The 14,676-nt window shown below is 30.8% G+C and carries 8 protein-coding genes; 6 read left to right on the top strand and 2 right to left on the bottom strand.

Translation table 11 applies throughout. The features are described 5' to 3' along the window. The first annotated feature begins 244 nt into the window (after positions 1–244). The 4 genes from Q4Q16_RS04690 to Q4Q16_RS04705 all read left to right on the top strand — a co-directional run bounded on the left by Q4Q16_RS04690 (position 245) and on the right by Q4Q16_RS04705 (position 3,297). Positions 245–940 (top strand): archaetidylserine synthase, encoded by a 696-nt coding sequence (locus Q4Q16_RS04690; protein WP_303346562.1) that lies wholly within the window; start codon positions 245–247, stop codon positions 938–940. Between the two features lie 63 nt (positions 941–1,003). Next, positions 1,004–2,170, top strand: a complete 1,167-nt coding sequence (locus Q4Q16_RS04695; protein ID WP_303346563.1) for a DUF515 domain-containing protein — start codon at positions 1,004–1,006, stop codon at positions 2,168–2,170. Between the two features lie 36 nt (positions 2,171–2,206). After that, a complete protein-coding gene (locus Q4Q16_RS04700; protein WP_303346564.1) occupies positions 2,207–2,923 on the top strand; it encodes a sortase in 717 nt (238 codons plus the stop codon). Next, entirely contained in the window at positions 2,923–3,297 is a 375-nt protein-coding gene (locus Q4Q16_RS04705; protein ID WP_303346565.1) for a dihydroneopterin aldolase family protein, read from the top strand. The genes Q4Q16_RS04700 and Q4Q16_RS04705 overlap by 1 nt, the downstream gene beginning before the upstream one ends. Positions 3,298–3,300: 3 nt before the next feature. Here Q4Q16_RS04705 and mfnA read toward each other — a convergent pair whose 3' ends face one another. Then, positions 3,301–4,458 (bottom strand): tyrosine decarboxylase MfnA, encoded by a 1,158-nt coding sequence (gene mfnA / locus Q4Q16_RS04710; protein ID WP_303346566.1) that lies wholly within the window; start codon positions 4,456–4,458, stop codon positions 3,301–3,303. A gap of 62 nt (positions 4,459–4,520) precedes the next feature. Next, positions 4,521–6,791 (bottom strand): phosphoenolpyruvate synthase, encoded by a 2,271-nt coding sequence (gene ppsA, locus Q4Q16_RS04715; RefSeq protein ID WP_303346567.1) that lies wholly within the window; start codon positions 6,789–6,791, stop codon positions 4,521–4,523. A gap of 446 nt (positions 6,792–7,237) precedes the next feature. Between ppsA and Q4Q16_RS04720 the strand changes: the two genes are divergently transcribed. Continuing rightward, positions 7,238–12,628, top strand: coding sequence for an S-layer family protein (locus tag Q4Q16_RS04720; protein WP_303346568.1), 5,391 nt, complete (start codon positions 7,238–7,240; stop codon positions 12,626–12,628). A 274-nt stretch (positions 12,629–12,902) separates the two neighbouring features. Continuing rightward, on the top strand, positions 12,903–14,651 hold the full coding sequence (locus Q4Q16_RS04725) for a hypothetical protein (protein ID WP_303346569.1): 1,749 nt from the start codon (positions 12,903–12,905) through the stop codon (positions 14,649–14,651). Positions 14,652–14,676: the final 25 nt, after the last annotated feature.

Below are 14,676 nucleotides of genomic sequence, written 5' to 3' on the forward strand. Positions count from 1 at the left end.
AAAATAATTTATTTTAAAAATATAGGGTAAAAAAAATATTTTAAAGCTGCATTAAAGCAGACCCATATTTAAAAATAAAAACAATTATAACAACATGATTGAAAAATTAAAACCCAATCATATTAATTGAATTAGATAAAAATAACAGTTATTAACCATTAAATACAAATATATCTAAAAGCAATACGAAATAAAAGATAACATTAATAAGAAATAATATAAAAAGTAATACTAGAGTTTGAATATGAAAATTGAAAACACAAAAATGAAAAGTTTCGTTGCAATATCAGATATCATATCCTTATTGAACATGGCATCAGGATTTTTATCTATTATCTGTTCAATAAATCAGAATTTTGATATAGCTGCAATTCTTATGATAATTGCAATCATATTCGACTCAACAGATGGTTGGGTAGCGCGCAAAATAAATAGGCAAGATGAATTAGGTTTTGGGAAAAATATTGATTCATTGTCCGATATTGTTTCATTTGGAGTTGCACCAGCAATATTTATTTACACATGTATTAACACCACCCCAGGCATTTTTCAACTAATAGTAATCCTTGTTAGCTTATTGATTGTTATTTGCGGAATTTTAAGATTAACAAGATATAATGTAATTGCAGGTAAAATCGATACTCAGGATTTTATTGGATTTCCAATTCCCGGAATGTCCTTAATTATCGGATCATTTTACTTAAGCGGATTGTTTAACCCATATATTGCACTTTTATTAAGCGCCATAGTTTCATTAATTATGATAAGCAATATCAGATATCCGAAATTCGACAATATACCTATAATCGCAATATCTTGCATATTAATCCTAATATTGATTCTTCCAATTGATATTATTTTATTCAATATCAATATTCCTGCAACAATATTACTGTTATTCTGCTTATACTACCTAATAGTTAATTTAATTAAAAAATAAGCAATATTGCAATATAATTAACTTATCCATCTAAATTTATTCAGAAAATTAGGAGTATGAATAATGAATAATAAAAAACCAAGAGATCCATTAAATCCAAAAGGGTTTGATACAAAAGAATTAAAGAATCAGCTTTTAAAAGATTATCCTAAACCCAATAAGAAAAATGATGAACTAACCCCTCTTAAAAAATTGAATCATAAAATCGGAGTTTATTTAAGCCCAAATTCTGTTGAAATATCTGAGGATGAAAAAAAGAAAAAAATAGGTATAATAATCACAACACTGATTTTGATAACATTGATTACCTCATCTTACTATTTTCTAATTTATGAACCTGCACAACAAGAATTAACACTTGCAAAAACAGCAAAGCTCAATGAATTGCATGAACTATATTCAGGTGCGTTAACTACCTCCCCAAACTCCTTTTTATTGGAAAATCAAATTAATGATGCTAAAAGTCCTGAAGAAATCAATCAGATAAACATAATGTCGCCGGCAACAAAAGACTGGCAATCATTTCATAAGAAATCCATTTATACAAACCAAGACAAATACAACAGAACCATGGCCACATACTCCAATGAAAGTAAAAACATTATTCTGCCAACAGCAAAAGCCATAAAAATTGTAAATGAAAATAATGCAGAAGTTTTATCAAAAATCAGATTCGAAGAACCAAACACCGTTTCTGTTCCTATTTTAATTTCAAGACTTCAGGCGGGAGCAGGGCTTGTTAATGTTGGCAGCATTGTGGATATCTACACAAACAACAATCAAACAAACGAAAGTTATAATCCTAATAATACCAGTCCGGATATAAGCGGATGTACTGTTTTAGCCATAATGAGATATGAAGATAATGGAGAAATCGAATCAGAATATTCTAAATCAAATACTGTTGTTAAAGGAAATATAACTAATCCAAAGGAAAATACAAAAACGTTTTCATCAGACGTGCTCGAACTGATTAAAGGATCAATCATTAACGGTTATGATGAAGAAGAAACATTCGAAATGCTTAAAAATTATGGAGTGAAATTGTCAAATTATGAAAGGCAGATAAATCTGGGGGATTTAAACGCCCAATATATGCTTTTAATTGAAACACCGCAAGATAAAGTAAATTATGTCATAAATAATATGGAAAATATTGTCTTAACCATTCCAACAGCAAAAGCACCAGATTGGATGATAAACGAAATAAGTTCAACATACCAAAATTAAGAAAAGTATAATAATAGATTTGACAAAAGTGATACTATGAACAAACCGAGTATTTCAACTATAATCGTTATTATTTGCATAATAATAATCGGATTATATGCAATGGGAGAAGTGAATTATTTTTCATCGAAAATAGTAGTGGAAAGAAATATGGACTCCCCAGTTATTGCAATACCTAATATTGGAGTAAATGAAAAAATTAATAACATATCTCTAAATCAGGGCGTTTTAATCGACCCAGGAGATAGTGTTCCAACAGACCCTATTGTATTATTTGGACATAGAACTCTTCAAGGATCGCCGTTTTTAAGATTAAATGAACTTTCAATTGGAGATACGATGCTATTAGAATGGCCAGGCGTTGGGGAATTCAATTACACAGTTACAAACACGACTATTGTTCCCGCTACTTATTCAGGAGCATTAAATAAAAGCAATACATTGTATCTAATAACCTGTGATCCAATCGGCTCAACAGAAAATAGACTAATCGTTGAAGGAGATTTGACAAGCCAAAATGACATAAATACTAAAATTATTAAAGACAATCCTCAAGAATCAAATGCGATTTTAATATCATTAGGATTTTTAATAATCGGAATAATATTTGGTATTTTTTATCCTAAAGAAAATAGGATATACATATTAGCTACTGTTTTAATAATCTCAGCAATACTGTTCTACTTCTGCATCAATCCGATTCCATCAGAATTAATTTATGAAAAAATAATATTTTTAAATGGAGGGATTTAATGGACGTGGATAAAAAGTATTTTTCAAACATAACCACAAGGGAAAGAGCAATATTTGAAGGTGCAATTAGCATGGGCGCTTTATTCCACCAGTTTGTAGGAACTCCCGTCAATAAACATACAAAAGATAGTTTAGAGAAATGTATGGAAGAATCTTTAAATCTGCAACCTGCGATTGAAGATGTTGATGTTAAAATCAGATTTGACAAACTTGAAGAATCAATGAGCGAATTTGATTATACCTCACTTACCGGAGACATGTTAGATGTTAGAATATATACAAAATTAGAAAATGTTGAAGCGGTAATCAGAATTGAATTTGTTGAACAGCTCAATTATCCTTTAATGTATGTTGAAAACATAAAAGAAGATTGAAAGTTAATATATTTCTTTTAAATCTTCTAATAATTCTTTTAAATGATTTAATTTTAAATGATTCATCAATACAACCCTGATGGCCACTGGGCATTTGGCAACAGAAACTTTCCAACCTAAATTTTCCAGTTTATCTGCAAGTTCATTGGTTTTCATATCAGGATGATTAAATGCGACAATGTTTAATTCAGGTTCACAAATTACATCATAACCTATTTTTTCCAGATTCTCTTTGAAAAATTTGGTATTTTCCATTATGTTTTTAATTAAATTACAATATCCTTTTTTTCCATAATATTTCATGATTGCATAAGTGGCAGCAGAAGATGCACCCAAGCGTGTTCCGACAATAGTTGACTGAGTTTTAACAGTTAAATAAGGAGAATCAATAGCCATAACATCCAAATATTCCTTTTCTCTAAAAAGAATTCCGCCGGCAGGTATTGGAGCCAATCCCATTTTATGAGGATCAACAGTGATAGAACAAACACCCGGTAATGAAAAATCGAAAACAGGCAACTCATGACCCATTTCTCTTAAAAATGGAATTGAAAACCCTCCAAAAGCAGCATCAACATGGAAATATATGTTATTATCAAGAGCAATCTTTGAAATTTCCCCAATAGGATCTACCAAGCCCAATTCAGTAGTTCCAGCAATAGCCACAATAGCAACAGTCTTATCCGAAATTAAATTTTTTACAGAATCCACATCAGTTTTATAATTATCATCAAGATTTGCTTCAACAATTTTTAAATTTAACATGTCTGCAGCTTTTTTAAAAGAAAAATGAGCAGAGGACGGAATAATAATTTCACCATCAACAATTCCCTTATATTTTCTTGCATGGTTTCTTGCAGCCCTTATTGCCATAATATTGGCTTCAGTACCTCCAGTTACAATATGTCCGTATGGCTTTTTGATAGATAAGAATTCGCCTATAGATTCTATAACTTTATCTTCAATTATTTTTGTTCCTTCAAAAAGACCCGGATCGCCCAGATTTGTATCTAAAAAGTTACAGTAAACTTCTTTTGAAAAAGGATGAGCTTCAGTACACATTGACCCTAGAATTCTACCGTCTGAATAGTCATGGTCTAATTTGTGAAACTCCTCCAACTCTTTTAAAATATCCTCTTTATCTATCGGTTTTTCATCCATAAAATGACCTGATTTAAAATTATTAATAAAAATAAAAAAAAAAGAAAAAAAGAAAATTATTCTTAACGTTTACGTGCAGCGTCGAGAATAATCTTTTGTTCGGCTCTGGCAACAGTTTTTCTAACTTCTGCAATTGCATCAGTATTTGAAGATACACTTGTAATTCCGAATTCAACAAGTTTTTCAACAATGTGAGGTACACTGCCCGCTTGACCACAAATACTGCATGTAACTCCTGCTTCAGCACATTTTCTGATTGTTCTTTCAATCAATTTCATTACTGCAGGATGTTCTTCAGTATAGTGCTTTGCAACATACTCATTGTTTCTGTCAACTGCAAGAGTATATTGAGTCAAATCATTGGTTCCTAAACTTACAAAGTCTATTCCCACATCAATATAATCTTCAATAGTTAATGCAGCTGCCGGAATTTCAACCATCATACCAAAGTCCACATCTTTGTGAGGTTCAAATCCTACTTCAGAACAAAGTTCTTTTGCCTGTTTGAGTTCTTCAGGGCTTTGTGATAATGGAATCATAATTCCAATGTTGGTATATCCCTGTTCATGTAATTTTTTAATAGCTCTAAATTCACATTTGAGAATTTCAGGTTGATCAAGTTCTCTTCTGATTCCCCTCCAACCAAGCATAGGATTGTGCTCTTCAGGTTCGTTGTCTCCACCATCTAATGTGATAAATTCATCAGTAGGAGCGTCTAAAGTTCTGTACCATACAGGTTTTGGATAGAATTCATCTGCTACAATTTTAACATTATCTGCAATAGTGTCAATTAGTTCATCTTCTCTTCCATCAGCAACGAATTTGCCAGGGTGAATACCTGTAGTTAACATTAAGTGTTCAGTTCTAAGTAAACCTACACCATCTGCACCGGTTGCAGCTGCTTTTGCCGCTGCTTCAGGCATACTTACATTAGCCTTAACTTCAGTAACAGTAATAATTGGAGCTGCTTCAACATTAGCAACAGCTTGAGGTGCTTCTTCTTTAATTTGAGAAATTCCTTCAAATACCAATCCTTTTTTACCGTCAACAGTTACACCAGCATTTTCTTCTAAAACAGATGTAGCATCACCGGTACCTACAACACATGGAATTCCAAGTTCACGGGAAATAATGGATGCATGACAAGTAACTCCCCCTTCATCAGTAACAATTCCGCTTGCTCTTTTCATAGCAGGGACCATATCCGGAGTTGTCATAGTGGTAACCATGATGTCGCCGTCTTTAATTTTATCTAGTTCGTCAACATCCAAGATAACTTTAACATTGCCTGATGCCATACCAGGACTTGCGCCAAGACCTCTTACTAAAACTTCACCAGCTTCAGAATTAGAATCAGCACCATCTTCTGTTACATCTCCCAGGGTAGTGATAGGTCTTGCTTGTAACAAGAATAACACATCTTTTTCAAATGCCCATTCAGTATCCATTGGTTCACCGTAATGTGCTTGAATTTTTTTACCCATTTCTGTTAATTCAATGAGCTCATCATCAGATAAAACTCTTTCATTCCTCATATCTTCAGGAACATCAACTTTAACACTGGTTTCATTCTCATCATTGATATACATGACTTTTTTATCACTTACAGTGGCATTGATGATTTCATTATTTTTCTTATCGACCTGATAATTATCCGGAGTTACATCACCAGACACAACAGCTTCTCCAAGACCCCATGATCCTTCGATTAAAGCTATTTCTTCACCAGTGGACGGATTTACAGTAAACATTACCCCTGCCTTATCTGCATTAGCCATTTTTTGAACAACCACTGCAATTAAAACTTTAGAATGTTCAAAATCGTTTTCTTCTCTGTAAAATATAGCTCTTGCTTCAAATAATGATGCCCAACACTTTCTTACATATTCCAATACTGAATCAGTACCTGAAACATATAAATAAGTGTCCTGTTGACCTGCAAATGAAGCTTCAGGCAAATCTTCTGCAGTAGCTGAAGATCTAATGGCCACTTCAACATCATCTTCACCAAATCTTTGACAAAGCTGATTATAAGCTTCAGTGATGACTAAAACCATATCATCTGGAATAGGAACTTCATTAATAATAGCTTTAATCTCTTCAGATGCGGCTTGAAGAGCTTTAGTATCATTAATATCAATTTCATCAAGAATACTTAAAACTTTATCATTAGTTCCAGTTTCAACCATGAATTTTTCGTAAGTTTGTGCAGTTACTACAAAACCTGGAGGTACTGGAATACCTGCTTGAGTTAATTCACCCAAATTTGCGCCCTTTCCGCCTGCGATTGGAATATCGGACTTGTTTAAATCCTCAAATTTTTTAACATACATGAAATATAACCTCTTGGCTTTAAATATTAATACATTGACCAATATGGAATAAAAAACCTATAGCCAATATTATATAATAATATAAAATTTAAAGTTTAAATATTTAATCATAATTAGAAAAACTCCTTAAAAAAACAGCAAAACATATAAAAAAAAGTAATAAAAACACCACAAACTGCCCTCCAAAATAAGCGCCAAAAACACGTATATGCTCTTAAAATAAAATATAAGTTATATATTAAACCATATACCCATAATAATTATTGAATTTATAAAATACACTTTAAAATACCTTAAAAGAATAAATAAAGCAATAATTAAGTAATAATTTACAAAGATTTAAATAAGTAATAAAACTAACATTAAATGTGTATTAACTATTTTTTTTATCATATTATTTTAAATAATATGATTAATTAAAAAAATAATACTTTTGGAGAATTAAAATGAATACGAAACTTAAAAAATCAATAATTGTACTGATGGTTTTTTTTGTTCTAATCATATCAATAGGACCAATATCCGCAACTGCCGACCTTTCAACAAAGGAAATGTTGGCAAGTAATGACAATATTGGCCTTAATGATAATCTAAAAGAATCATCAACAGACACACTTTCTTCAAATGAAAAAACATTTACAGATTTAAATACTGAAATAAATAATAATAATGAAGTCAATTTAGAAGCTGATTATGTTTATTCTTCAGGAGATAGTTTTAACAACGGAATTCAGATTAATAAAGAAGTAACAATAAACGGACATGGACATACAGTAAATCCAAATGGAAATCTATTGTTTGATATAGGAACTGATGGATTATTAACCTTAAATGACATGACCATTGTGAACACATATTCTAGTCCAAACCCCATGATTAAAAATGGAGGAACATTAATATTAAATAATGTAACATTTACTGTTGAAAGACGCATATTATCATCATTTACAAGTGGTTCCAAATACATCACAATTGAAAATGATGGAATAATGAATGTGGAAAATTGTACATTTAAAGATTCATATATCCACAGTGATGCAATAACAAGTACCACAAAACAACTTTCAATATATGGATTAATTTACAATACAAACACAATAACTATAAAAAATACAATTTTTGAAAATAATAAACTTTACAACCCTTCAACCGACAAGATGGGAAAAACAATCGACATCTGTGCAATATTACATAACAAAAATAATATGTCATTAGACAATATAACCATAAAAAATACAAATGTAAGTTATGTGGCAGCATCAGGTAACCATTTTGAAGGAATTATTTTTAATGAAAAAGGCACATTAACAATTAATAGGAGTACAATTGTAAATAATTCAATAATTTTCCCAAATACCAAGAATATCTATCTAAAAGGAATAATTTACAGTGAATCTTCTGACAGTATCCTAAATGTATCCAATACAATTATTGCTGACAATACCAATTTGCAAATGACCGATTCAAAACCAATGGTTGAATATAAAGGCACAGCTAATTTAAATAGCAATTATTGGGGTACGAATACTCCAAATTTCAAAAATTTAATTACAGGTACTGAACCAACAAACTACATCAACATTACATTCAATCCTTCAGAAGTAACTGCAGGTGAAGAAAAAGTGTTTGATATTACTTTTAGTTTGAATGATGAGATTGTGACCGCAATACCAACATACAACATTACAATAAGGTCAGATAAAACCGGAACCAAAATTGTTAAAATTGAAAACGGAATCGGACACTATAATTACATTTCAAATACACCAGGTAACGATACAATACATATTCAAGATAATGAATATACTATCACAACCACAATGAGTCAATCCGGAACATTTACCGATTTAAATGAATTAATCAGTAAAAACAGTGAAATTGAATTAACAAAAGATTATACATTTGATGAAACTACAGATTCCGCATTACAAACTGGAATTCAAATCGATAAAGAAGTAACAATTAACGGTAACGGATACACTATCAACAGTACTGATCTTGCCAGATTATTCAATATTGGAACTGCTGGAAAATTAACTTTAAAAAATATTACATTAATAACCAACAATGTAGTCACCAGCAGTGCAACAAGCAATGCGAATATTTTAAATAAAGGTGAACTCAATTTTGATGGAGTCATATTTACAAGCCAAAGAATTTGGACCACTGGAACAGTTATTGCTTCTGCAATATTCAACTATGATGATAATTCAAAAATGAGCATTAACAATAGTATTTTTAAGGATTCACTTGTTAACTACACTTCAACAACTGAAACTTTAAACCCTTATGGATTAATATACAATAAAGGAAGTTTATCTATAAATAATACCATATTCAGAAATAACGGAATTTATTCAACTGGAAAAGCCCTGAGTAGTCAAAATGGTGGATTAATCTATGATGCAGGTAATTCATTAGTAATAGAAAATACCCAAATCGAAAAGAACTTTGTAAAACATAACACAACTGGAAATGCAATATCTGTATTATACGGTTTAATTTATGTTCAAGGAAAAACTGTTACAATAAACAACTGTAACTTTAAAGAAAACAATATATCAACCATCTCAGAAAATGCTAATGCAAATGCATTTGGTGTTATTTGTATGAAAGGCGGAGAGCTAAATATTGCCAATTCCAAATTTATTAAAAATAATGCAAAAACCGGATCTGCAATAAGCACATATTTAACTGCAACTACAATCAACTCAAACAATAACATATTTGAAGAGAACACCGCAACAAATGGAGGATCAATTTATATTTATCATAATTCTATTTTAAACAGCGAAAATGATATTTATAAAAAGAATGCTGCGGAAAATGGTGGAGCTATCTATGTTAAAACATCAAACTCAAACATTGGAGAAATATCTGTTAAAAACTCTATTTTTGAAGAAAATGGTGCAAATATAGGTTCTGCGATTTACAGTTCAAACAAGACAAATGTAAATAATAACTACTGGGGAAATAATAACCCTAAATTTGAAATTTTAATTACAAATGGAATTAATAGTCAAACACCAAACAATCATGCCATACTTGTAATTGAAGGAGATTCAGAAATCATTCCAGAATATACAAAAACATATTCTGTTAGATTTAAAACAAATGATACAAATGACCTTTCTAAATTGCCAGATTACAAGGTTAACTTAACTGCAACCAATAAATTATCTGATGAAAATATTACCATCAAAGGAGCATCTGCTTCATTCAATTATACTTCAACATTAGATGAAATTACAGACATCATCAAAGTTTCTGTTAATTCAAATGAATTAGCTACTTTTGAAGTTACTGTTAAAGAAGATGCAAATGCAAAAGGAACATTTAAAGAATTAGATAGAATTATTAGAAAATCAACAGATGAAATTAATTTAATTAAAGATTATTCATTTGATGCAACTATTGATTCTGGTTTAGAAAATGGAATTGTCATCGATAAACAAGTAATTATTAACGGACATGGATTTAAAATAAACAGCACTAATTTAGCTAAATTATTCAGCGTAACAAAAACTGGTAATTTAACTTTAAAAGATGTTATTGTTTTAACTGATTATGCAACTACAGGAAATCCGGTTAAAGATAAAGCTAGCTTAAAAAATAATGGAATTGTAACTTTAGACAATGTCACATTTACAAGTAAACAAACATTAACCACAGCTACCACCTATTTATCCAGTCCAATATACAATAACGGAATTTTAAACATTGCTAACAGTAAATTTATTAATTCAACAATTGAAACCAGCGCTCAAACTTGTTATGGATTAATTGATAACGATGGAGAATTAAAAATTTCAAATACCCTTTTTGATAAAAACTCAATGATTGAATCCTCAAAATACAGTGCAATCTATGCAAATGGATTAATACACAACAAAGGCAATTTAACCTTAAATCTAGTTAATGTTACTAACAACTATATTAAAACACCATATAATAGCTATGGACTTATAAGAGGAGATACAAACGGAGCAATAACCATCAACAATAGTATTTTTGAAAACAATGTGTTAGATTCTAAAGACGACAATGCACAAGGTACTGTATTATACTTAGAATCAGGAACTGCAAAAATTTCAAACTCCAAATTTATTAAAAATATTGGAGCTAGAAGCGGTGGTGCCATATACACTATAATCCCTACTACATTCATTAACAACACATTCGAAAAAAATACTGCTACAGATTCAGGTGGAGCAATATACACCGGCAATGCAAAAACATTATTTGCAAACAATACATTTAAGGATAATGAAGCAAATACCGGCGGAGCAATATATTCCAGTGAATTAACCTCAGCAAATGGAAACCAGTTTATCAGCAACCGTGCAACTAAACATGGAGGAGCAATTTACTCCAATACTATTGGAACAATGGAAAAACCAATTGAAAATAACATATTCATAAACAATGAAGCACTTGAAAATGGTGGGGCAATCTACTCTAAAAATGGAGTAAGAGTAAATAAAAGCACAATACAAGGAAATAAAGCTGGAAACGGTGCTGCAATTTATTCTGCTGCAACTGGAGGAAGCGAATCAGTGAAAACTTCTTCCATCAAAAATACAATTTTTGACAGCAATGTCATTAAATCATCCTCTGGAAAATTAGTGTATTTCTATGGAAAATCCATTGCAGAAAACAACTATTGGGGAAACAATAATATTAACTTCACCGAATTAATTGGAGTTAACGGAGGAACATTCACTGCACCAGAAAACATTACAATAATAATCATTGAAGGAAATACCACATTATCTTCTTCAGATACATACACTGTTAAATTTGTAAACAACAATACAGGAATAACTGTTGCATTGAATGATTATGAAGCGGAAGTTTCATCCAATTTAAATCCAGTTACTCCTACAATAATCAGCATTAAAAATGGTGTTGGAAGTTTCCGGTATAATGCTGAAAACAATGGTCAGGACACCATAAAAATTAGTAAAAATAATGTTGAAATAACCAATGCCACAGTAACTGTAATCCTTCCTAAAAAACCAGTTAATATTGATGATGCTTTAGTGATTGTCAATGACAAAAACTTAACATTCACATTCACCTTCAAATTACCTGAAAATGCAATGGGAACATTTACCGTTAAAATTGGTGAAACAACAAAAACTGCATCATTAGTAAATGGATCTGCAACCATCAAGTTATCTGGATTGCCTGCAGGATTACAAACTGCAAATATCACATATAGCGGTGATGAAAATTACGAATCCACAGCTAAACAGACCAATATTACAGTAGCAAAACAAGAAGTTAAATCAAGCACCATAACAACTGTAACTGCACCAAAATATGGCAAAACTGCATCTTATGCCATTAAATTACCAGCTACAGCAACAGGAACTTTAACAGTGACTGTTGACGGTAAAAAATATACTAAAACTATTGTAAATGGTGAAGCTACAGTAACAATACCGAAATTAGCAGTGGGAAAACATACCATAAAAATCGCATATTCAGGCGATAATAACTACAAAGGTGTTAGCAAAACTTCAACAGCAACTATTGTTAAACCGAAAGTAACTCCTACAATATATGCTAAAAATAAAGTCTTCAAAGTTAAAACTAAAGTTAAAAAATATTCTATAACTTTAAAGCATGGTAAAAAAGCACTTAAAAAAGTAAAAGTGTATTTAAAAGTTAAAGGTAAAACTTACACTGCTAAAACTAATAGTAAAGGAGAAGCAACCTTTAAAATTACCAAATTAACCAAAAAAGGAATTTACAAAAGTAGCATCACATACAAAGGAAGTGCAACATACAAAAAAGTTACAAAATATGTAAAAATTACTGCCAAAAGATAGAGACAAACCATCTCTATCACTTTTTTCATTTTTTTATTACTTATTTGAAATACATTAAAAGAACTATCAACCGTTTAATTATACTAAAACAATGTAAATAACATTATTTTTAGAAAATAAGCAATTATCCTAAGTAATACAAAGATAATCTTTATATAATAACTATTTCAAATGCAATAATGTATTAATAGTTTTTATAAAATTAATACAAACACGCAAAAGGAGGATTGAAAAAATAAACAAAACCCTTAAAATATCCATTATGATATTTACTATGATTTTTTTAGTAATGGTTTGTACTTCAACTACCACAGCGGCAAGTGACTTAAACTCAATGAGTGAAACACTGACTGCAAACCACAATGATGTTTTATCTGACATAAATGAAGCAGATGAATCGGATATTGAATATACTGAAATTCATGTAAAGAATAATGTTGAAACTTCTGGAAATGGAAGTGAAAGCAGTCCATTTAAAACAATAAATGAAGCAATCAATTACGGGAACAACAATACAAAACCAGTAATTGTCCATATTCATTCAGGAACATATGATGATATAAATATGACCATCACAAACAATATGATTATAAAATCATACGATGGTGGCGTAACATTAAATGCAAACAATAATGGATGGTTCTTTTATTCTACAAATTCCAGTAATAACTTATCATTAATTGGTTTAACATTCATAAATGGAATTAGATATGATTACTATGATTCTAGTGAAGGTGGAGTTGTAAAAACTGCAGGCCACATTGACGTTATCAATTGTACTTTTGAACATAATTTCGGAGGTACAGGCGGAGGAATAAATTCAAACAATGGTGCCAACATCATTAATTCAACATTCAACCACAATAAAGCAGAATACAATGGTGCCGGAATCTACAGTATTTATGGTCAGACCAATATCATCAACTGTAACTTCAACAACAATACTGCAAAAAGACAAGGTGGTGCTGTAAGAGTTCAAGGAAGCACATATATTGAAAACTCCACATTTAACAATAATTTAGCAGGCCATGGTCCTTCAATGGGTATTGCAAATTATGCTGGAAATGGAGGTGCTGTAAGAGTAACCGAAGGTGATTTAAACATTGAATCATCAATATTCAATAATAACACCGCAAAATTTGAGGGTGGAGCGGTTTCCGCTGGAGATGACAGTCAATACTCACAAACACACTATCAATTAAACATCCGCAATTCAACATTTACCAATAATAAAGCACGTAATGGTGCGGGAATTGTTGCAAATGATGGAATAAATATCACAAACAGTACTATCGCAAACAATACTGTACCATACACAGTAAGTGCAAAATATGGTTCAGGAACTGCAGTTTACATACTAAATGGAGATAGTTCATTTGTTGGAAATGTCATCAAAAACAATACAAATCCGTATGCTATTTTATATAAAGAAGGAATTTATTCATATAGCGGAAATGTAGCTGAAAAAGACAATATTTGGGGAAATGAAACTACATCCCATATTAAAACAAACAATGGGAAAACAACCCAAAATGTGGCTACAATTCCCAAAATAAACAAACCTCAAATTACAATAAAAACAGGTGCAAATATTAAAAAGATTAATAATAACCCAATTAATCCGCCTAAAGATGATGCACCAACCAAAACTACTGAAAACTCCACAAAACAAGAAAATACAAAAAATCAAAATATAATTGATAAAATTATAACAGAAATTACAGATGGTCTCAAATCAATTACCAATCAAGAATCATCTAATGAAAACATAAATTCAGAAAATGGAATCATAGTTAACGGAACAACCAATCCTGCAAGCAGCAATGTAGGTGAAAATTCAAATGAACCAGTTTCACAAGACAATAGTGGAAATGGCGAAAATGGAGATTCGGCAATTGCTCATGAAATATCTAAAATAACCAAAGCTATTACTAAAGACTATTTAATGCACTCCATTGCATTAATAATAATCGTAGCATTAGCATTTATAATTGGATATAAAAGAAAACAAAAAGAAAAATAACCAATAAAAAAACCATCACCCAATC

This window comes from Methanobrevibacter sp., assembly GCF_030539875.1.
In the GTDB taxonomy this organism is placed as follows: domain Archaea; phylum Methanobacteriota; class Methanobacteria; order Methanobacteriales; family Methanobacteriaceae; genus Methanocatella.

Bases quoted from the DNA above. Each gene is read 5' to 3' on its own strand.
- Q4Q16_RS04690 (WP_303346562.1), top strand. From the start codon at position 245: ATGAAAATTGAAAACACAAAAATGAAAAGTTTCGTTGCAATATCAGAT.
- Q4Q16_RS04725 (WP_303346569.1), top strand. From the start codon at position 12,903: ATGATTTTTTTAGTAATGGTTTGTACTTCAACTACCACAGCGGCAAGT.
- Q4Q16_RS04700 (WP_303346564.1), top strand. From the start codon at position 2,207: ATGAACAAACCGAGTATTTCAACTATAATCGTTATTATTTGCATAATA.
- ppsA (WP_303346567.1), bottom strand. From the start codon at position 6,791: ATGTATGTTAAAAAATTTGAGGATTTAAACAAGTCCGATATTCCAATC.
- mfnA (WP_303346566.1), bottom strand. From the start codon at position 4,458: ATGGATGAAAAACCGATAGATAAAGAGGATATTTTAAAAGAGTTGGAG.
- Q4Q16_RS04705 (WP_303346565.1), top strand. From the start codon at position 2,923: ATGGACGTGGATAAAAAGTATTTTTCAAACATAACCACAAGGGAAAGA.
- Q4Q16_RS04695 (WP_303346563.1), top strand. From the start codon at position 1,004: ATGAATAATAAAAAACCAAGAGATCCATTAAATCCAAAAGGGTTTGAT.
- Q4Q16_RS04720 (WP_303346568.1), top strand. From the start codon at position 7,238: ATGAATACGAAACTTAAAAAATCAATAATTGTACTGATGGTTTTTTTT.